General features: G+C 67.9%; 13 protein-coding genes. 6 read left to right on the forward strand and 7 right to left on the reverse strand.

The genetic code is table 11. The features are described 5' to 3' along the window. The first annotated feature begins 444 nt into the window (after positions 1–444). Positions 445–1,911: a hypothetical protein gene (locus AOQ37_RS40585; protein WP_159401410.1), complete on the forward strand. Its 1,467-nt coding sequence runs from the start codon at positions 445–447 to the stop codon at positions 1,909–1,911. Positions 1,912–3,217: 1,306 nt separating this feature from the next. On the opposite strand, the gene AOQ37_RS34045 is transcribed toward AOQ37_RS40585, so the two are convergent. Together AOQ37_RS34045 and AOQ37_RS40590 are read right to left on the reverse strand one after the other, a co-directional pair. Next, complete coding sequence (locus AOQ37_RS34045) at positions 3,218–4,579, reverse strand: sugar transferase (RefSeq protein WP_159401411.1); 1,362 nt, start codon at positions 4,577–4,579, stop codon at positions 3,218–3,220. A 14-nt stretch (positions 4,580–4,593) separates the two neighbouring features. Continuing rightward, on the reverse strand, positions 4,594–5,307 hold the full coding sequence (locus AOQ37_RS40590) for a hypothetical protein (RefSeq protein ID WP_159401412.1): 714 nt from the start codon (positions 5,305–5,307) through the stop codon (positions 4,594–4,596). Positions 5,308–7,196: 1,889 nt separating this feature from the next. Here AOQ37_RS40590 and AOQ37_RS34055 point away from each other — a divergent pair. The 4 genes from AOQ37_RS34055 (at position 7,197) to AOQ37_RS34070 (ending at position 11,429) form a co-directional block, all read left to right on the forward strand. Beyond that, the gene (locus AOQ37_RS34055) at positions 7,197–8,117 is read left to right on the forward strand and encodes a hypothetical protein (RefSeq protein ID WP_159401413.1); all 921 of its coding nucleotides are present in this window, start codon (positions 7,197–7,199) and stop codon (positions 8,115–8,117) included. A 553-nt stretch (positions 8,118–8,670) separates the two neighbouring features. Then, positions 8,671–10,335, forward strand: a complete 1,665-nt coding sequence (gene ettA, locus AOQ37_RS34060; RefSeq protein WP_078890495.1) for an energy-dependent translational throttle protein EttA — start codon at positions 8,671–8,673, stop codon at positions 10,333–10,335. Between the two features lie 6 nt (positions 10,336–10,341). Beyond that, on the forward strand, positions 10,342–10,752 hold the full coding sequence (locus AOQ37_RS34065; protein WP_062650358.1) for an acyl-CoA thioesterase: 411 nt from the start codon (positions 10,342–10,344) through the stop codon (positions 10,750–10,752). Next, a complete protein-coding gene (locus AOQ37_RS34070) occupies positions 10,749–11,429 on the forward strand; it encodes a DUF8185 domain-containing protein (RefSeq protein ID WP_062650360.1) in 681 nt (226 codons plus the stop codon). Before AOQ37_RS34065 ends, AOQ37_RS34070 begins: the two co-directional genes overlap by 4 nt. 571 nt (positions 11,430–12,000) lie before the next feature. Here the strand turns inward: AOQ37_RS34070 and AOQ37_RS34075 are convergent. Then, on the reverse strand, positions 12,001–12,414 hold the full coding sequence (locus AOQ37_RS34075; protein ID WP_062650362.1) for a globin: 414 nt from the start codon (positions 12,412–12,414) through the stop codon (positions 12,001–12,003). A 99-nt stretch (positions 12,415–12,513) separates the two neighbouring features. Between AOQ37_RS34075 and AOQ37_RS34080 the strand changes: the two genes are divergently transcribed. Continuing rightward, positions 12,514–13,524 carry a methyltransferase domain-containing protein gene (locus AOQ37_RS34080; RefSeq protein ID WP_062650364.1) on the forward strand — a complete coding sequence of 337 codons (1,011 nt, stop codon included), beginning with the start codon at positions 12,514–12,516 and terminating at the stop codon, positions 13,522–13,524. Positions 13,525–13,536: 12 nt separating this feature from the next. Here the strand turns inward: AOQ37_RS34080 and AOQ37_RS34085 are convergent, their stop codons facing one another. From AOQ37_RS34085 to AOQ37_RS34100, 4 genes are all read right to left on the reverse strand, one after another. After that, complete coding sequence (locus tag AOQ37_RS34085; protein ID WP_062650366.1) at positions 13,537–15,210, reverse strand: FHA domain-containing protein; 1,674 nt, start codon at positions 15,208–15,210, stop codon at positions 13,537–13,539. Positions 15,211–15,270: 60 nt separating this feature from the next. Then, positions 15,271–16,617, reverse strand: coding sequence for a vWA domain-containing protein (locus AOQ37_RS34090; protein ID WP_062650368.1), 1,347 nt, complete (start codon positions 16,615–16,617; stop codon positions 15,271–15,273). A gap of 169 nt (positions 16,618–16,786) precedes the next feature. Then, entirely contained in the window at positions 16,787–18,379 is a 1,593-nt protein-coding gene (locus AOQ37_RS34095; RefSeq protein WP_063781214.1) for a PP2C family protein-serine/threonine phosphatase, read from the reverse strand. Continuing rightward, a complete protein-coding gene (locus AOQ37_RS34100; RefSeq protein WP_445407665.1) occupies positions 18,380–20,644 on the reverse strand; it encodes a serine/threonine-protein kinase in 2,265 nt (754 codons plus the stop codon). Between the last annotated feature and the right edge of the window lie 2 nt (positions 20,645–20,646).

The raw sequence follows: 20,646 nt of genomic DNA on the forward strand, positions 1-20,646 counted from the left end.
TTAAGGCTGCGGAGGGCTGCCGCCGATGTTGGCAAGCCCCACCCGTTGGCTGCCTACGTCATCGCTGCTAACTGACTAGATGATCGGGTGACACACGATCGTGTCAGGCTCCCCCTCTGCAAGCTGGCGTCCTCTCGCGCGCTATGAGCTATGCCGCAACCTCGCTGCCGCTGCTCTATGCCTCGGTGGCAGGGCCGGCTCGTCCGTCAGCCAGCGAACGGCTGCCAAACGACTCTGCCGAGGCACTGGCTACTACTCCAGCCAGTTGCAGCACTAATGGATGCGTGGAAACCTAACAAGTAGGGGATGGAAGTACCAATTACTCAGCTGCGAAGGCATGAATCGCCTCGCCTGTCACAAGGTCGCGAGTTTCTCAAGACGCCGCTTCGAGGGATTTTTGCAACTCACCGCGAAAGCTAGGTGATTGCTTTGCCGCGTAAATCGATGAGCACTTTGGACAGGCTGAAAGCAGAGGCAGCAATTGTCCACGCCTACCGCTCCCAATTGGCGACCCCTACTGAGGCTGGCACGAGAGGGCGCTCTCTCCTTTCTGGAGAACTTAGAGAGGTGGAGCGGAATACTTCTCATCCGGAAAGCAGGATTCCTTCTCTCCTGAAGCCTGCGATCAATTACCTACTCAAGACATTGCCAACTCTCAGCGATAGGCGATCTCGGCTACTCAATTTGATGCTACAGGCCAGTCACGATACGGCGCGGGTCACCTTCGGAGTGGATATCGATCGTTCCGCACATCTCACCTACCACCTGAGCGGCGGTCCGCACGCCGGAGTAACTTCAATGGCGGACGGCAGCATTTCGGTAAAGTATTCTGAGCGCCTCCTCCTTTTCGTAGAGTTCTTCTCGTGGATGCTGACTGAGGATTTTTTCGAAGAGTATCATCACATTGCCCAACTCCGACTCACCGGAAACTATGCCTCGACGGATGAAATAATAGGCGCCTTGGTCCGCTTCGCGATGGCCCAGGAAAACTTTACAAACGGCGGAGCTTATTTGATGTCGAGGAGTGCCAATAAAAAGGGTTTGTTTGGATTGCCCCATGGATTCCCTGCCCACTCTTTTATTGTGGCTCATGAACTCTCACATAAGCTGCTCGATGAGGTTGATACAGCACCAGAGCTCGCCGCGTGGGTAGCCCAACATGGACTGACCACCGCTAACCGTGAGATCGCCGCAGATGCACTGGCCGTAGAGCTAATCAAGACTATCCACGAGCCGTACGAGGCGTATGACTGGGTCGATTCTGCGGGCGCCGTGTGGGCTCTCACCACTCTTCAGGCCGTCGACGTCGGATCGCATGCGCGCCTCTCGGCTGCAAATCCCAATTTCGATGAGAGACTTGAGGCTCTGGCTGGAAAGTTCCGGCGGTCAGCAAAGATTCCTAATCCAGACCGGCGAAATTTCTTGATTACCCTCTCTTCCCACAAACACTTCATACCTGACAGCGCTTGGGACGCTCTCCGCTTTCTCGCGAAAAGCCGATTTATTGCCGTCAAGGGCAGGGCATTGAAAGCCATCGATTTGGCCCAGTTCGGAGATGCCTTTCTGGTGATGGGGAAAGTGGATGCGGGTCTGAATTTTTTGCGCTCCCGAACCTCTCCGGGATACCACTTCGCGGATTACGCCGAGGCGATCTCTTTTAATCAAGGGGATGATATTTGCGAGTACACTTCGCGATATGTCGAAAGGCTGAATATTCAGGGTAGCGGAAAGGAAGCCCTAGAGGATCCTCAACACTCAGTGCGATATTACGACCTCATTGATTGGATCTGGAAATCTCCTCGAATTTCTGAGCTAGCGGCTGAAGATCGCGAGGTAGCGTACGGATTAGCCATCTATCTGGCGAGCGTGTATGCAGAGGCATGCCGACGAGCGCAGGAGGAACAGGAATGACGACCGACTTGCAGAATCTCACGGAAGATCAGCTTTTCGCGAAGCTCGATGAGCTCGTATATGGTTCCGACGAATACATATCCGGTAGGGAGTTGCAAGCTGCAATCGAGCGAGGTCGAACCTGGGCTTCCACTTGGCTAGATCGAAATCGTCGCACAGTATGTCGGGAGCTGAGAAGTCGCGGCTTTACCGACTCGACGAAGCAAGAAAAGTTTCTAGATTTCGCGACGATAGTTGAAATCGTAGGCCATACGGGACTCGATCCTCATTATTCTCCAGTGCTGGCAGCAATTCTATTGAAACGTGGCATCGATGCCCTATGTCCTTAAGTCGCCGGGACTGATGCCTACCTGGTTCGATGGGCAGGACCGAGTCGTTCAGAGCTGAAAATCTGACGGTTGCCGCCTCTGAACACGGACCGCGAGTGTCTCTGGGGCCGTAGTGCCCCGAAGCGCAAAACTACAGTCCGCGGCATAGTTGGTCCGCAGTCTGTAAATCTGCCGATGCCTCGAGCTGGCCGTGACTGCGAAGGGACTTGGGAGAAATCTAGGAGAAGATCTTCTCCCAATGTCTCTCAAGCACCCACGGAGGCCGCTCGATACCGACGCCCTGACCTGTGCAATCGTCAAAAAGTTCAGGCACGGACCACACTCCGACCTTATTCAGGACGAAGAGGTCGTGCCAGACGCGTGCCAGATCGCACGGGGAGCCGCGGGGGACAACGGGGAACCGAGGAACACGCCACCAGGCGTCAACGCCCTTCCGTCCCAGGTCAGTCCCCCGGCAAGTCCCGGATCACCTCAGCTTCCCAAGCTGATAGCTCCGGCGTCGTTGTATCGGCCCGGCCGTCGTGGCCCGCTCTGGTCGACGGCATTGGCAGCGTGGCTAAGGCCGGTGGGGGTGCATCGAGGCATACGCGTACGTGGTCGGTCGGCGCACCCGCCGTCGTGGCTGACTGTCGTCGGCTGAGGTTCAGACGGGGTGTATCGGGGGTGCCGGCCGTCAGTCGAGTGGGGGCGAAGCTGGGCCGTCCCTGGGCCGTCCGAGGTTGCTCGACAGTGGCCAATGACGACCAGTGACGACCACCAGACGCCCGACCCCACCGCCCCTGACCAGCAAAAACCCAGCTCACCAAGATCCCCGGCAAGACCCAGGGCAAGAAGACATGTCTTGCCTCGCCCATTGAGACTCCACCGACCTATGCGCAGTCCGGTGCCATTCGCATGGGCCGGTGTCGAGGAAACTTCCAGGCCGTAATGAGCGCGGGCGATGTCGCGGATTGAGGTGTCGGCGGCCTGCCTGCACTTCAGTAGGCCCCGGATCCACGCAAGACTGCCGAGACCGTGCGAAACAAGATCACCACATCCAGGCTGATGGACCAGTTGTCGACGTACGCGAGGTCCAGGCGCACCGATTCCTCCCAGCTGAGATCGGATCGTCCGCTGATTTGCCACAGCCCGGTGAGTCCGGGCTTGACCAGGAGGCGCCGACGTTCATCCGGGCCGTAATGAGCGGCTTCCTCCGGCAAGGGCGGGCGGGGCCCGACTAGGGACATGTCACCGATCAGCACATTGATCATTTGAGGGAGTTCGTCTAGCGAGTAGCGTCGCAACACTCTTCCCACCGACGTGATGCGCGGGTCGCGGCGCATTTTGAACAGGGGACCGTCGCCGCTGTAGTTCAGCTGGGACAACTCCGCTTCGAACTTTGCCGCCTCAACGTTCATGGTGCGGAATTTATACATGGTGAACGGCTTCCCGTCACGACCCACCCTGTTTTGGCGGAACAGCACGGGGCCACGACTCGTAATCCGGATAAGCAGGCTGATGAACAAAAGCATCGGCAGGAAGAGGAACAGCAGCGCAGCGGCGAACACGCGATCAGTGATCGCCCGCAAACTGTGCTGAAGGCCCTGCCTCTTGTGACGGCCTACTTTGATCAATGCCAGTCCGGCAACCGATGCCGACGACTGTCGGCCCGTGCCCAGATCCACGATGCTTTGGGAGAGAAACAGATCAGCATCGATGCCCTCTAGCGACCAGACCAGCTGATGCAGAGCGGACCTGGACAGACCGCTGTCGGGGATGACGATCACCGTGTCGGCACCGCTGGCCGTCATGACTTGGCGGATGTCGGCGACGGTGCCCAGCACACTAATTCTCAAATCTTCCCACGTGCCGGCTTCGGAGATAGGCGTAGCAGGCACACACGCACCGACCACCGAGATCCCGGCCCCGGTCGAGGCTGGCTCCCACAGTTTCAAGAACTCCGCAGCGTGCTCGCCTGCTCCGACCAGGACGACGAGCCGCCCGCGATCCGATCCCAGGGCGTCTTTCGGCCAGGACCGGGCGCGAATCAGTTCGTTGAGGCACAGCACAGCGATCAGGCTAACGATCCAGATCCAGGATCCGAAGCTCGATGTGGCCAGCACCGCGATAATCACGAAGGCAGCAACCAGCAGCCCACGCACGACCGCATGAATCATACGCTTGACGGTGCGGCGGCGCTTCCGCCTACGGTAGCTCGCCGCCGACGGCTTCGGCGACAGCAAATGGCTGTATTCGCCAAAGCGAGAACGCAACAGGGCAGAGTCCGAGGACGCTCCGATCAGGTCCAGACGCCGGGCCATCTCCCGCTCCACGCGGCCCGCGTAGTCCTCATGTTCCATAGCCGTGTCGTTCACTACACCCCCGTGGTTCGAGATACCTCGGGAAAGGAAAAGCCCGTCAGGGCCAATTGGTCGCGAATGGGGGTCACCACACGCTGCTCCAGGATGGCGCGGATTCCAGGTCTGCGAAGATCGGAAGTCAGCGGCGGCCTGCGATCTTCGAGTAAGAGCACCGCACGCACCGCACCGACCGCGTCGATGAGAGGGAAAGCCGTCGCGGTCATGGATTTTCCTGCGATAGCCCGCCGTTGATCGTCGGTGAGCTGCCAAAGGGCAGGATCCCCAAGGAGGTCGGTGGGCAACCCCATGTCCTCCGGCGCCGACACCACGGTCTTCTCCTGCCATGCCTTCCCGGCCAAGCCCTGACCCTCCTGCCAGCGCAGCTCCTGCTCCAGGCGTGAGTAGGGGCCGAAGGCGTAGGCGATCCGCAGCGTCCCTTCATCCGTAAAGGTCAGCACGCAGGCGCGCAAATTGCTGGTGCCCGGCACTTCTTCCTCGAAGTTCTCGATCACCGGAAAGACCGTCTGGAGAACCCCGATGACGCTCAATTCGGCCTGGGCCGCTTGCAATCGCAGGGCGTCGTCCCGTGAAAGGCGCGTCGCACTGAATGATGCAGCCCCGGCCACGAGGAATCCGAGGACCAGCATGGGGGCGCTGATCGACGGTGGCAGGACCGCGATCGAGCCGACCGCGGTGAGACCTGGTGCGGCCCAGTGGCGCCATACCATGCCCAGCAAACGACGGCGGCCCGACTGGCCAGCACGCGGACCTGCCACAAGGCCCCCAATGGATCCACGGACGGTAGGAATTTGGGACGAGTGTAGGACCCTCTCCGGCCGGGCGGGGAAGAATCTCTCATCCTTCACAGACAGGGCAAGACGCCATACAAGACCACCCCGTCCGTTTACGAGAGACGGGCCTGCGGAATGTGCCGTTCCGGTGAATGGACGGAGGAACCGCCCGGCTAACCCCGGCTGCCCAGACGTATCCGCAGCTCAAGGGCACCAACAAACACAAGGGGATCGACCACTTCTAAGCGCTAGGACGCAGCTTTGGCGATCCAGTGCTAGTCGTCGGCGTGGGTCCATTCCGCAATGACCCAAGCATCGGAGCCGGTTGATCGCCACGCGACGTATCCAGGTGGCATGGTGGCCAACTGGGCAAGCGATGGGTCCAGGTCCACGACGTGCTGGAGGTGAAGGACCGACGAGGCACCAGTACCGTTGGGATCGTGGGCGCCGTCGCTCACGAGCTAGTCGTCCTCGTCATCGTGGATCACGGTCAGGGCCGGGAACTCCCCAGCTGAGTCAGTCCTTTGGATGATCGCGAGCAAGTCATGAGGGAAGACCTCCCCTACAAACGGCCAGCTCTGCTGAGGCTGCATAGATCCCAAGCGGGTGATTCTGCGTACAGCAGCGAAGTACAGCAATCACAGCAACCGCCGCCGTTCGGCAGTGGTCGTCACGACCTCAACTTCGGCCGGTATGACCGTGACCGAACGTTCTCTCTAGAGCTACGGATCAGATGCTGCTCCTCCGCAAGCCCCAGGACGCATCAGCGGTGAGTGTCTAACTACGTGACAACGCCGACGAACAGCGGCGGACAACCGCGGACGTCTGCGGACCATCGCGGCAGGTGAGAGGTACATCGGCTGGAGGTCAGGCACTCGCCGCAGTTGCTTCGGGACGAAGCGGTCGCTTCGTTAGGCTGCCCCGCATGACCGACGACGCCCCGGCCTGTCCCGAGTGCAGCCAGCCCATGAAGTCCGGTGGCCTTGTCCTCGTCAAACGGGAGGACGATGGTCGGCGGACCTGCCGGGCACTGTGGCGGTGTGCCGGTCGGCATCTCTGGTGGAGCTGGGCAGACCGGCCGGACGAACCACTGGAGGTCTGTCCCTTCCCGGGGCTGTTCCGCTGACATCCAACGAGCACGGACGGCGGCGACAACCGGCGGCCCTGTACAGCGCCGGTGCGCGAGGCGAGTCCCCACCACGCTGGGCCCGGATCGAACTCCTAAAGCGGAAGTCGCTTCCCCACCCGGCCCGGCTCGAACGGGCTGGTCCCCTCCACGACGGGCCGGTACTGGGGGAAGCAGCCACCGGCCGACGCAGGTCGTGTCAATCGTAGGCCCGATGCTGATTGCCTATGGGGATGATGGAGTTGCTGTACAGCAGCGGAGTACAGCAACCACCGAAACCGCCGGTGACCGACAAGGTCCGTCAGCGGCCAGCTGACCAGCCCAGCAGACCCTGATGACCCCCCTGCCGAGAGTTCGGGACGAAGGGGCCGTGCCAGATCCATGCCATTCGTGCGGGGAACTACGGGGAGTGGCGGGGAACAGCGAGTCAGCCCATCACGGCTGACAGCAGCTTCACCGCAAGGCAGCGCAACCACCGCCGCGAAGAAGCCCAAGCTTCCAAGCCGAGGGCTCTCGATCAGCGATGGATGGTCAGCCCTCGCAACAGTTCTGGTCGATGACGAGACGCCAGCAGGGGGCAGCTGTTCACGCTCTCAAGGAGGGAAACCAGGGTGCTGACTCGTGCTGACTGGGCACCATCTCCTACGAGCACCTGGTGGGGGGAGCGGGTATGGGCAGGGAGCCAAGCACGCTGAAATTGATGCCGACGGAAGGAAAGCGCGTAGCGCCCCTCGTGCTGAGGACACTGATCACCGTCGTCGTGTGCATGGTGGCCTATGGGATCGCCGATCTAATAGACCTGTCCCAGGACGCACTGGAGAAGGTCGGGGTGTCCATCGGCATCGGCGGTCTGACACTGATTGTCCAGTATATGGTCGACTTCGAGCGGCGGCTGGCCTCGATGGAGACCGACCAACGAACGCGAACCCGAGAGCTCCACGACCACTTCCACCAGCTCAGTGAGGCTGCCGGGCTCCTGAGCGAGCTCGATCAGGCGGGCATGAGCACCAGTGACGCGAAGCGTCTGATCAACAGCGCGAGCCTGGTGGGACAGCAGGGCCCGGAGATCGTGAAAGCCTTCGCCCGTGCCGAGATAGAGAGCCTTGCCTCGGTCGTCACGGACCTGACCGGCATGACCGCACACTGGCAGCGGGACAACAACGAGTGGCTCATCAGGCTCACCGAATGTGCCCGGCGCACCATCGATGCCACGAGCAGTTCCATCGACCGGGCCTTCTGGGACACCGACCCGGCGAGGCCCTACCTAGACGCCCAGATCGAAGCGATGCGGGCCCCAGGTGTGAGCATCCGACGTCTCTTCATAATCAACCCCGCCGAAGAGAGTGATCCCGAATTCATGGCCAGGTTCGTGGAGCTCTGCCGGGGACAGCGCGACCTCGGCATCATGGTGCGCTTCATGGTCCTCTCTCCGCAGCGACACACTCGGGCGGCGGCACGGGACATCGTGATATTCGACGACGCGTTGTACTTGGAGTTCGAACCGGACCGGCAGCAGGGCAACCTCCAAACCAGACTCGACGCGGACGCCCGTCGTGTCGACGGGCAGGTCAGGCGCTTCAACGGTCTGTGGCAGGTAGCCACTGAGCCGGGGCAGCGGTGAGTGTCTAACTCCGTGACAACGCCCACGAACAACGACGGACGAGCGCGGACGTCTACGGACCTTCAGCGCAGGTGAGGACCACACCAGTCCAAGGCCATGCCCCGCCCAAGTTGCTTCGGGGCGAAGAGGTCCTCACCGCAAGGTCTCACCGCCACGCTTCCGCCAGCGCAGCCTGCTCTCGTCGACGGCATGGCAACGTGGCTGACGCCGGCGGGGGTGCGGCGAGGCATACGCGTGTGGTCGGTCGGCGCGCCCGCCGTCGTGGCTGGCTGTCGTCGGCCGAGGTTCAGACGGCCCGTATCGAGGTGGCTGCCGTAGGCGGACCTGCCGGACCGTAATGATCAACTCTGGGCCGTCTCTGGGCCGTCCGAGGTTCCCCGAGGCCACTCGACGATGACCGGCAGTGACAGATCAGTACCAGCCGTCAACACCGAAACCCCAGGTCAGCCCTCCCCGGCCGAATGGGTTAACACCCAGGGCTGGACCTCAGGCAAGATGGGGTGTATCTGCCCACCTGCCCACTGCCAGATCTCAAGCTGCCGGACGGTTTCTCTTGGCTGAGTACATCTACACCATGCGCAAGACGCGCAAGGCACACGGCGACAAGGTCATCCTTGACGACGTAACCCTGAGCTTCCTGCCCGGCGCGAAGATCGGTGTGGTCGGGCCGAACGGTGCCGGTAAGTCCACCGTTCTGAAGATCATGGCGGGGCTCGAGCAGCCCTCCAACGGTGACGCGTTCCTGTCGCCCGGCTACAGCGTCGGCATGCTGCTCCAGGAGCCGCCGCTCGACGAGTCCAAGACCGTTCTGGAGAACGTGCAGGACGGCGCGGCCGAGATCATGGGCAAGCTCAAGCGCTTCAACGAGGTCGCCGAGCTGATGGCGACCGACTACTCCGACGCGCTCCTCGACGAGATGGGCAAGCTCCAGGAGGACCTGGACCACGCCAACGCGTGGGACCTGGACACCCAGCTGGAGCAGGCCATGGACGCCCTGGGCTGCCCGCCCGGCGACTGGCCCGTCACCAACCTCTCCGGTGGTGAGCGCCGCCGCGTCGCGCTGTGCAAGCTGCTGCTCGAGGCGCCCGACCTGCTGCTGCTCGACGAGCCCACCAACCACCTGGACGCCGAGTCCGTGCAGTGGCTGGAGCAGCACCTCGCGAAGTACCCCGGCACCGTCGTCGCCGTCACCCACGACCGGTACTTCCTCGACAACGTGGCCGAGTGGATCCTGGAGCTCGACCGCGGTCGCGCCCACCCCTACGAGGGCAACTACTCCACCTACCTCGACACCAAGGCGAGCCGTCTCAAGGTCGAGGGCCAGAAGGACGCCAAGCGTGCGAAGCGTCTGAAGGAAGAACTCGAGTGGGTGCGGTCCAACGCCAAGGGGCGTCAGGCCAAGTCCAAGGCGCGTCTGGCCCGCTACGAGGAGATGGCGGCCGAGGCCGACAAGATGCGGAAGCTGGACTTCGAGGAGATCCAGATCCCGCCGGGCCCGCGTCTGGGCTCCATCGTCGTCGAGGTCAACAACCTCTCCAAGGCCTTCGGCGAGAAGGTGCTGATCGACGACCTCAGCTTCACGCTGCCGCGCAACGGCATCGTCGGGATCATCGGCCCGAACGGCGCCGGCAAGACCACGCTGTTCAAGATGATCCAGGGCCTCGAGGAGCCGGACTCCGGTTCCATCAAGGTCGGCGAGACCGTCAAGATCTCGTACGTCGACCAGAGCCGTGAGAACATCGACCCGAAGAAGTCGCTGTGGGCCGTGGTCTCCGACGAGCTCGACTACATCAACGTCGGGCAGGTGGAGATGCCGTCCCGCGCGTACGTCTCCGCGTTCGGCTTCAAGGGTCCCGACCAGCAGAAGCCGGCCGGCGTGCTCTCCGGTGGTGAGCGCAACCGCCTCAACCTGGCGCTCACCCTCAAGCAGGGCGGCAACCTGCTCCTCCTCGACGAGCCGACGAACGACCTCGACGTCGAGACGCTGTCCTCTCTCGAGAACGCGCTGCTGGAGTTCCCGGGTGCGGCCGTGGTCGTCTCCCACGACCGGTGGTTCCTGGACCGGGTCGCCACCCACATCCTCGCCTACGAGGGTGACTCCAAGTGGTTCTGGTTCGAGGGCAACTTCGAGTCGTACGAGAAGAACAAGATCGAGCGGCTGGGCGCGGACGCCGCGCGCCCGCACCGCGCCACCTACAAGAAGCTGACCCGGGGCTGATCGATCTTGCGGCACATCTACCGCTGCCCGCTGCGCTGGGCGGACATGGACGCGTACGGCCACGTCAACAACGTCGTCTTCCTCCGCTACCTGGAGGAAGCCCGTATCGACTTCCTGTTCCGCCCGGAGAAGAACTTCAAGCAGGGGTCCGTGGTGGCGCGCCACGAGATCGACTACAAGCGGCAGCTCGTCCACCGGCACTCCCCGGTCGACATCGAACTGTGGATCACACAGATCAGGGCGGCGTCCTTCACCATCACCTACGAGGTGAAGGACGGCGACCAGGTGTACGTCACCGCCTCCACGGTGATCGTGCCGTTCGACTTCGAGGCGCAGCGGCCGCGACGGCTCACCGCCGAGGAGCGTGAGTTCCTCGCCGAGTACCGGGACGACGACGAGGAGGCCGTCGCCGCATGACGGTGCTGCACCTCGCCGACGAGGGGGAGGCGGCGGACTTCGCGGCCTTCCTCTCCCGGCTGCTCCGCTACGACCGCGGAGCGGCGGTGCGGCTCCAGGCGGCCGGCACCGCGCTCGCCGTCTTCGGCCGGCCGCCCTCCTTCGAGGTGCTCGCGATCCGCGCGGTCCGGCTGGCCAAGCCGTACGAGAACGGCCTCGACGTCACGCTCGACGTGACCGTTTCGGCGGGTGAGCTGCTGGAGTCCGTCGACGAGAGCGCCGCGACGGCCGCCGTTCCCGGGGCCGTCACCGGGCCGCCGTGGGCCGGTGTGCTGCCGCCGCGCGGGGGCTGGCGGCCCGAGGCGGGTCTGCCCGCACCGGACGCGCTGCGTGCGCTGGTCGGGGCGGCCGTCGCTGAATTCCGTTCCCGTACCGAGGAGTTGGCGGACGAGCTGCGGACGCGGGCCGAACTCGACCGGATCGGCCGGGAGATCTGGTCCCGGACGGTCGGGGACACCGGACTTCCCGTGCGCGCCGTGCACGCGGCCCAGTCGCTCGGATTCCTCCGGCCCTCGGTGGGACCGGGCGAGCTGAAACTGCTCTCCTTCGGCGCGTGGCTGCGGCTGCGCACGCCGTACGGGTCGATCGCCGTCCGGCGGGCGGGGCGGCTGGGGACGCTCGACGTCAGCGTCCGCTGAAGCACGCCCTCCGGGGCCCCGCGTGACGGATTTCGTCCGCGTTGACGCTTGCCGCCCGGGCCCCCGCATGCCGGATTTCGCCTGCGCTGACGCGTGCCCGCCCGGGCCCCCCGCGCGTCGACCTTGTCCACGCTGACGCGCGCCTTCCACGGCCCTACGCGACGGACTGCGCCTGCGCTGGCGCGCGCCGTCCGCGGCCCCGCGTGCCGGACATCGTCCGCGCTGACGCGTGCCGCTCGGGCCTTCGTCCGCGCTGACGCGCGCCGTCCGCGACCGCACATGCCGGACTTCGTCCGCGCTGGCGCGCGCCGTCCGCGGCCGCACGTGACGGACTTCGTCCGCGCTGACGCGTGCCGCCCGGGCCCCCGCGTGACGGACTTCGTCCACGCTGGCGCGAGCCTTCCGCGGCCCCCGCGCGACGGGCTTCGCCCTCACTGACGCGGCGCGCCCTCCGCGGCCCCCAAGCCCCGCACTTCGCCCGCGCGTCGAAGTGCGCCCGCCCGTCTAAGTCGGCCACCCCCGGATCGCCCTGCGGAGGTTCGCCGTACGGAGGATTCGCCGTCCGGTGTGCCTAGTCCGGGGTGTTCACCATCGACGCCGCCGCGTACGTCAGGTAGTTCCACAGGGTGTGCTCGTGTTCCTCGGACAGTCCGAGCTCGTCGACCGCGACCCGCATGTGCTTCAGCCAGGCGTCGTGGGCGGCCCGGTCCACGACGAACGGGGCGTGCCGCATCCGCAGACGCGGGTGGCCGCGGTGCTCGCTGTAGGTCGTCGGACCGCCCCAGTACTGCATGAGGAACAGCGCGAAACGCTCCTCGGCCGGGCCCAGGTCCTCCTCCGGGTACATGGGCCGCAGGACCGGGTCCCCGGCGACTCCCTCGTAGAAACGGTGGACCAGTCGGCGGAAGGTCTCCTCCCCACCGACCTGCTCGTAGAAGGTCTGCTCCTGAAGCGTGCCGCGCCGAATCTCTTTCACGCCTCCCATGGTCTCAGACCGGCAGGCGGAGGACTTGAGGCTTAGGACCACCCCCGCGGTCACCGCCGGCGGCTCGCTTCCCGGGGTCGCGCGCCGCACAGTGGAGTCATGAGCGCGGACGCACTCGACAGGGAGCTGGCAGACCTCGCCGCATCGGCCCGGACGGGGCTGCTGCGGCAGATCGTGGCGAGCGGGGCCTTCGACGCCGATCCGCGCTGGGAGGACGCCTTCGCCGCGGTCCCGCGCCATCTCTTCGTGCCGTACTACTACGTCGGCGGGGTCGGCGGCTACGAACGGCGCTGGGCCGGGAGCCCCGACCCGCGCACCCGGGCCCGCTGGGTGCGGGGCGCCTACGAGGACGTCCCGCTGGCCACCAGGCTGCGCGACGGCGTGCTGGTCTCCTCCAGCAGCCAGCCCTCGCTGATGGCGCTGATGCTGGCCGAGCTGCGGGTCGAGGACGGTGACCGGGTCCTGGAGATCGGCGCGGGCACCGGGTACAACGCGGCGCTGCTGTCCTACCGGCTGGGCGAGGAGAACGTCACCACCGTCGACCTGGATCCGGAGATCACCGAGTCGGCCCGCCGGCATCTCGAGCACGCGGGATACCGACCGACCGTCGTCACCGGGGACGGGGCGCGCGGCGTGCCCGAACGCGCGCCCTTCGACCGGATCATCGCGACCTGCACGATGGCCTCGATCCCGCGCGCCTGGCTCGCCCAGTGCACCCCCGGAGCGCTGATCCTGGCCCCGCTGGCCACCGGGCTGATCGCGCTGACCGTACGGGACGCAGGCCACGCCGAGGGTCACTTCCTGGAGACCCCGGCCTACTTCGTGCCGTTGCGCGGGTCGGACCGGCCCGAGCCGGAGCCGGTGGCGCTCGCCGGGGTGCCGCACCGGGCCCGGGAGAGCGATCTGTTCCGGTTCCTGCTGGCCCTGACCCGGGGCGCCCTCGACCCCCAGGAGGCGTCCGCCCTGTGGGAGCGCGAGGGGATGCCGGGACGGCAGCGGTACGGCATCACGGTCGGCGCCGAGCACGCCTGGGCGTGGCTCGACGAACCGGAGGGGCCGTACGCGTGGCCCCTGCCGGGTTCGTCGGGTCCTGGACTCGTCGAGGCGTAGGGCCCGTCCGTCCTAGCCGCGGCGGATCGTGAGGGTCGTCCAGGCGCCGACGTGCACCTGGTCGCCGTCCTGGAGCGGTACCGGGACGAACGGCTGGATCGGTTCTTCCGAGCCGTTCACCGTGGTGCCGTTCGTCGAGTTCTGGTCGACGACCGCCCAGGTGCCGTCCGGCTGCTGCACGAGCACCGCGTGCTGGTGCGAGACGCCCGGGTCCTCCGGCGGCACCGACAGGTCCAGGTCGGGGGTCTCCCCGGTGGAGTGGCGGCGGCGGCCGATGGTGAACTGGTTGCCGGTGAGCGTGCGCTGCTGCTCGGGAGAGTAGGCGGGCAGGTTGAGCCCCGCGGCCTCGGGGCCCGAGCGGTGCATCATCGCCATGAAGTACGCGCGGTCCGGGCCGATGGTCACCGTCCAGGTGGCCGGCTGCTGCTGGTAGCCGGAGCCGGGCGGGGGCGGTGCCTGGTCGGCGCCGGGCTGCGGGTAGCCGTAGCCACCGCCGCCCTGGGCCGGGCCGGGGCCGCCGGGCGCGCCCTGGCCGGTGCCGGTGTTCGACGGCGGGGAGATCACCCAGTCGTCGTCGGCGCCGCCGAAGGGACGGCCGCCGGGTTGCTGCGGACGGCCGGTCTCCTGCGGGTAGCCGGGCGGGGCCGTCGGGCCGGACGGCTGGAAGGCCTGCGGGGCACCGGGGCCGCCCGGATTCCTGGGGTCGTTCTGGCCGCCGCCGAAGCCGCCCTGGCCCGGTATGCCGGGACCGGTGGGCGTGGGACCGGGCGGTGGCGGAACCGGCCGCGAGGGGTCGGCGCCGAAGCCGGAGGGTCCGCCGGGACCGGCCGGACCCGGGGGACGGCCGCCGGGTCCGGAGGGCTCGCGCCCGAAGGGGTCGCCGACGGGACCGCCGGGCTCGCGCCCGAAGGGGTCGGAGGCCTGTCCGGTCTGCTCACGCCGGTAGGGGTCCGAGGACGGGCCCGACGGCTCACGGCCGAAGGGGTCGCCGCCCTGGCCCGGGGGACGGCCGCCGGGTCGGAAGGGGTCGCCGCCCTGGTGGGAGGGGTCCCGTCCGAAGGCACCCGGAGGCGGACCGCCGGCAGGACCGCCCTGGCCCCCCGGACCGCCCTGTCCACCGGGACGGCCCTGACCGCCCTGACCGCCCGGACCCGACGGCTCGCCGCCGAACGGCGGGATCGGTTCGGCGGGACGGTTCACCTGGGACGGGCGGGAGCTCTGGTAGTCGAACGAGTCACTGCCCCCGTAGGAGGGAGGCGGCGGCTGGAAACGCCCGCCCTGCCCACCGGGACCGCCCTGACCACCTGGACCGCCGGGACCGCCGGGACCGCCCTGACCACCTGGACCGCCCGGACCCGGGCCCTGCGCCGGGGGGCGCGGGGCGGCCGGGGTGTACGAGGTGGCCGTGTTGGTCAGGAAGTTCCACCGGCACTCCTCGCAGAACGGCGCACCGCCCTCACGGGGCGTGCGGCACTGCGGGCAGAGCTCGGGCTCGTGGTCCGGCACCGGGGACAGGTGGCGTCCGCCGGGCTGACCGCCCTGACCGGGCGGGGGCGGCGGGAAGCCGTAGCCGGCGGTCGGGGGCGGCGGGGGAGGGGGCGGAGGTACGGCACCGGCCATGCGGTGACCGCAGACCTCGCACCAGTCGTCGGAACCCGACTGGTGTCCGTTCGGGCAGGTCGGCATGTCGGCGCGTCCCCCTCTCTCCTTCGGTGTCGCCAAAGCGCGTTCGGTGAGGCGTTCAGGTCACTTCTTTACACGAACAGTCTTTGTGGACCGGGTCTCGAGCGTCATTTCGTCGGCGTCCGTGACCTTCGCCTTCAGTCGCACAGTACCTGTCGTCGCGTCGACCACGTCCACCACCTTCGCAAGCAGTTTCGCAGTATCACCGTTCCCCGAGGCGCTCGCGAGCTGAACGGCCCTGCCCAGTTTGGCCGTTGCTCCATCCATATCGCCCGCTTTGCGAAGGTCCAGTCCTTGTTGGATGACCTGCGCCAGTTCGGCCTGGCCCGTGTAGTGAGCGACCTGGGGGTTGATCGACGTGGAGGCGGACATGTCGTCGGTCCACACGGCCCGCACGAGACCCTGTGCGCCGAGGTTGCGGACCGTGCCGTCCGGTTGCGGGATCACCAGGGAGACCCGCGCGGCGAGCATCTCCTGACCGATGTTCGCGGCCGGGACCTCGACACACACGTGGTAGTCGCGGGACTCGTCGCCCCAGGAACCGATGGGGTAGTCGCCCGCGCGCGGGCCCGCCTCCGTACGGCGTCCGGTCAGTTCCTCGACCGTGGGCGCGACCTGCTTGACGAACTTGATGGCGGTGCCGACCGGGGTCCACAGGCGCAGCGCGACGTCCGCGACCTCCTTGCCCATCGCCGTCTCCATCATCTGCGTGAAGTCGGCGGCGAGGCCGGCCGGGTCGGCGACGATGTCGGCGGTGCCGAGCAGGGCGGAGGCGATCCCTGTGACTTCTTTCACTTCCCAGTCGGTGCCCACACCGCGGGCGTCACAGGTGAAACGTCCGGCGCAGTCGTCGAGCGCGGCCTTGAGGTCCTGCGGCGACTCGTGCTCGTTACGGCCGTCGGTGAGCAGGATGCCGTGCCGGATCGCGACGTCCGCGGTCGAGAGCAGCCGGTCGGCCAGCCGCAGCCAGGTGCCGATCGCCGTGCCGCCGCCCGCGCTCAGCCGGCGCAGCGCCTGCTTGGCCTGGTCTCGGGTGGTCGCGTCGGCGACCGCGAGCCGGCCCCCGCCCGGGTAGACCTCCTTGGCGACGTGGGTGCCGCCGATCACCGAGAAGTGCACGCCGTCGCGCAGGGTGTCGATGGCGGCGGCGGTGGCGTCGCGGGCGTTGCGCATCTTGGTCGGCGGGTAGTCCATCGAGCCGGAACAGTCCACCATGATCGCCACGGCGGCGGACGGGCCCTGGCTCGGTGAGTACAGGTGCGGCGCGGCCGCCGCGCTGCCCACGGTGCCGCCGCCGGTGGCGGTGACCGTGACGATGGCGTTGACCTCGCGGCCGCCCTCCGGCAGGTACTCGTTCTGGTAGACGTCCACCGAGAACTGCGGCACGTTCGACTTCGAGAAAATGGCCATGCCTACTCAAATCCCCCTCGGAAACCCCACGTTCGCGGGGCGATGTCTGAATACGGACCGGTCCCCACCGGTCCGTACGCGTGCTTCCCCGTGCTTCCCGTACCTGCCGTGCTTCCCCGTGTTCTTCCGGCGTGTTCCGGCGTGTTCCGGTGTTTCCCTGTTCGCGGCCTCAGGCCGATCCTGCCCCTTGGGCGGGGGCGGGGAACGGTACGACGGCCACTGTTACGTTGTCGTGGCCCCCGCCGTCCAGGGCGTGGCCGACCAGGACCCGTGCGCTGTGCAGCGGTCGGGCGGAGGCGTCCCGCGGGACGACCTCGGCCATGTCCTCGGCCGCCTCCGCGTAGTTCCACAGGCCGTCCGTGCACACCACCACCACGCCGGGCCGGTCCGGCTTGAAGGAAGCGGTGTGCGGCTCCAGTTCGTAGGCGTCGGCGCCGAGCCAGCCGGTGATCGCGTGGGCGCGCTCGTCGGCGTAGGCCTCCGCCTCGTTCATCAGGCCCGCGGCGACCATCTGCGCGGCCCACGAGTCGTCCTCGGTGAGCCGGGCGGGGGGCGAACTGCGGTCGGACGGGACCCAGTAGGCGCGGCTGTCGCCGACCCAGCCGACGACGAGCAGCCCGGCGGTGACGATCGACCCGACGAGGGTGCAGGCCGGGGCGTTCTGGTGCGGGGCGTGCTCACGGACCGTGGCCGGCTCGTCGGCCAGCGCGTTGACCGCGTACGAGGCGGCGACGATCGCCTCGTGCATGGCCTGCTGCGGGTGCGTGCCCCGCGGCAGGGATGCCAGCAGGGCCTCCCTGGCCGCCTTCGACGCGGCGAGGGAGGCGTCGTCGGGGCGGGTCGCGGAGGACACGCCGTCGCAGACGATCGCCACGAGCGCGGGCGAGCCGTCGGGCAGGGCGGAGCAGGCGAGACCGAAGGCGTCCTCGTTGCGGTGGTGGCGCAGACCGCGGTCGCTGACGGCGGCCAACGGCCCCGACTCCAGCTCCATGTGGTCGCGTTCGCGCGGCTGGGCGTGTCCGCAGTTCTCGCAGTACCCGTCGTCGTCGACCCGGCCCGCCCGGCAGGCCACGCACACCTGGGCGGTCTCGGCCACCGCGGCGGCCTCGGCGGCGACCCGGGGGTCCGGCGCCTGGAGGGCGTACTCGTCGGGCTCCGAGGGCCGGTCGAACCGGACACCGGAGACACCGGCGGCGCCGGTGACACCGGAACCGCCCGGAACGGGGGACGCCGGGGTCTGCGGCGGGAGCGGGGAACCGGGGGCCGGCGGGGGTACCGGCACACCGGGGCCCGCGGGCGGTGGCACACCGGGACCCGACCGTGGCGGCGGCGCGCCGTCCGGAGGCGGCGCCGCCATGGCGACACCACTTGCACCCGGGCCACTCGGACCCGGGCCACTCACACCGAAGCCACTCGCAGCGGCGCCACTCACGCCGAAGCCACTCCCACCGGAGCCGCTCTCGCCACTCGCAGCGGCACCACTCGCAGCGGCGCCACTCGAACCGGCACCGCTCACACCGGCGCCGTTCGCGGCGAGCCCGCTCAGGCCGGCGCCCGGCGCGGCCGTGCCGCTCGCCGTCGGCCCCGCGGGAGCCTGCTGGGCCGAGCCGTTCATCGTGAGGGTCGGGTGGTCGTCCGGGCGCGCCGGTACGGCGGACAGGTCGTATCCGCACGCACCGCAGAAACGGTCACCCGCGTCGAGCGGCTCCGCGCAGCTCGGACACGTCGGCAGGGCGGCCTGCCGGGGCATCTGGGACATCAACTACACCCACGTCCGGGGGCGGTAACGATTGGCACGTTCCACCAGGTCGATCCTTTCCTCGCCGCCCGTCGCCAGCCGGGCCAGCGTGCGGTACGAACGCTCCAGGCCGAAGCGCAGCCCCCGCTCGTCCAGTTGGCTGCCGAGCAGCACCCGGGCGGCCGGGCCCGCGCCCTGGCCACCGGAGAGTATCCAGTCGAGGGCACAGCCGAGGACCTCCGCGGACAACTGCTCGCGCCGCTTCGGATCCAGACCGTACGCGTCCAGCGCCTCGACCTGGGCCGCGGCGGCGGTGAGGTCCTCCAGGAAGGGTACGTCGGAGGCGAGGGCGGTCCGCTCCCGCAGCCGGGCCCGCACGGCGGCCACCCGGGCCGCCGTGTAGTGGATGGAGGACTCCGGCACCGACTCCAGGGTCCGTACGGCGCTCCGCCGGTCACCGGCCGCGAGCTGCACGCGGGCCAGGCCGAACGCGGCGCTCACGAAGCTCGGGTCGGTCGACCACACCAGGCGGTAGTACTCGGCGGCGTTGTCCAGCTGCCCCAGCACCTCCGCGCACAGGCCGAGCGCCAGCTTGGGCGTGGGCTCGCCCGGGAAGGCGTCGTAGATCGCGTCGAAGGCGAGCGCGGCGCCCTCGTGGTCGCCGGTCACCAGCGAGGTCACGCCCCGGTACCAGACCACCCGCCAGTCGTCGGGCCGTTCGCCCTCCAGTTTCTGGAGGGACATGAGGGCCGCCTGGTGGTCGCCGTTCTCCAGCCAGGCGCGGATCTGCCGCAGCCGGGTCTCGACCGACGGCGCCGGCGCGGCCGCGAGCGCCGTGATCAGCTCGGCCGGCGCGGAGGCCAGCAGGCCGGCGAGGAAACCCGCGTTGGGGTCGGTGGCGTCGACGTGCGGAACGGGCAGCGCGAGCGCGGCGGCGGGCGCGGCGACGGTCTTCACGAGGCCGGGGGCGACAGCGCCCGGCGCGACGGTGCTGCCGGCGCCGGACAAGGCGCCACCGCCACCGCCCGCGCCCGGCAGCCCGGAGGTGCCGACGAAGGCGGGCGCGGCGGTTCCGGAGAGTGCCGGAGCGGCGCCCGCGAAGGCGGGAGCACCGCCGGGCAGGGCCGGTGCGGCACCCGAACGGCGGAGCGGACGCGGCGATCTGACGGCGACCCGCGCCCCCAGCCGGGACACCTCGCCGGTCGGCTTCGGGAACAGCTCGGTGTCCGTGACCTTGACCTCCGGCCCGAACAGGGTGGACAGGGCGGGCCGGGCCCGGCCGCTCTGGAGCGAGACGACCTCGCGCAGCACACCGGTCAGCTGCTCCGCCATCTCCTGCGCGGAGGCGAACCTGCGGGCCGGGTCGGGGTCGGTGGCGCGGACCAGCAGCCGGTAGAACGACTCGTACTGGCGGAAGACCTCGATGTTGTCGGGGTCGGGCAGCGAGTCCACGAAGACGGTCGTGTAGCCCTGGAAGTCGAAGGTCAGGACGGCGAGCGTACGGCCCACCGTGTACAGGTCGGACGCGACCGAGGGGCCGACCTCCGCGACCTCCGGACCCTGGTAGCCGACCGTGCCGTAGATGGCCGACTCGTCGTCGTCCATTCTCCGTACCGCGCCCATGTCGATCAGCTTGAGCTGGTCCTCGGTCTGGATCGCGTTGTCGACCTTGAAGTCGCAGTACAGCAGGTTGCGGCTGTGCAGATGGCCGAGCGCCTCGAGTGCCTCGATGCCGTACGCGCAGGCCTGCTCCACGGGGAGCGGATCCCGCTTGCCCTGCGGGGTGCGGCGGTCGTTGGCGATCTCCTTGAGGGACTTGCCGCCGACGTACTCCATGACGATGTAGCCGTCGAGCGAGCCGGTGCGCTGGTCGAGATGCTCGACGAAGTTGTAGATCCGCACGATGTTGGCGTGCTCGATCTCGGCGAGGAAGCGCCGCTCGGAGATGGCCGCGGCCATCGCGTCCTGGTCACCGGTGTCCAGGAGGCCCTTGAGCACCACCCACCGGTCGGAGACCGCGCGGTCGACCGCCAGGTAGACCCAGCCCAGCCCGCCGTGCGCCAGCGCTCCCACGACCTCGTACTGGCCGTGCACGACGTCGCCGGCCTTCAGCTTCGGCACGAAGGAGTACGGGTGGCCGCACTTGGTGCAGAAGCCCTCGGTGCGTCCTTCCCGCTCGCCGCGCGAACGGCCCACCGGGGCACCGCAGTCGGAGCGCGAGCAGAACCGCTTGCGCTCCGGTACCTCGGGGTTCTCCTGCACCATCACGCGCGGGTCGGGCCGCGGCACCT

Source organism: Streptomyces maremycinicus (genome assembly GCF_001184025.1).
Taxonomy (GTDB): Bacteria; Actinomycetota; Actinomycetes; order Streptomycetales; family Streptomycetaceae; genus Streptomyces; species Streptomyces maremycinicus.

What these genes read in the sequence shown, in the direction of transcription:
- AOQ37_RS40585 (WP_159401410.1), top strand. Translation starts at nt 445, where the DNA reads ATGAGCACTTTGGACAGGCTGAAAGCAGAGGCAGCAATTGTCCACGCC.
- AOQ37_RS34070 (WP_062650360.1), top strand. Translation starts at nt 10,749, where the DNA reads ATGACGGTGCTGCACCTCGCCGACGAGGGGGAGGCGGCGGACTTCGCG.
- AOQ37_RS40590 (WP_159401412.1), bottom strand. Translation starts at nt 5,307, where the DNA reads ATGGTATGGCGCCACTGGGCCGCACCAGGTCTCACCGCGGTCGGCTCG.
- AOQ37_RS34080 (WP_062650364.1), top strand. Translation starts at nt 12,514, where the DNA reads ATGAGCGCGGACGCACTCGACAGGGAGCTGGCAGACCTCGCCGCATCG.
- AOQ37_RS34055 (WP_159401413.1), top strand. Translation starts at nt 7,197, where the DNA reads ATGCCGACGGAAGGAAAGCGCGTAGCGCCCCTCGTGCTGAGGACACTG.
- AOQ37_RS34090 (WP_062650368.1), bottom strand. Translation starts at nt 16,617, where the DNA reads ATGGCCATTTTCTCGAAGTCGAACGTGCCGCAGTTCTCGGTGGACGTC.
- AOQ37_RS34075 (WP_062650362.1), bottom strand. Translation starts at nt 12,414, where the DNA reads ATGGGAGGCGTGAAAGAGATTCGGCGCGGCACGCTTCAGGAGCAGACC.
- AOQ37_RS34045 (WP_159401411.1), bottom strand. Translation starts at nt 4,579, where the DNA reads ATGGAACATGAGGACTACGCGGGCCGCGTGGAGCGGGAGATGGCCCGG.
- AOQ37_RS34085 (WP_062650366.1), bottom strand. Translation starts at nt 15,210, where the DNA reads ATGCCGACCTGCCCGAACGGACACCAGTCGGGTTCCGACGACTGGTGC.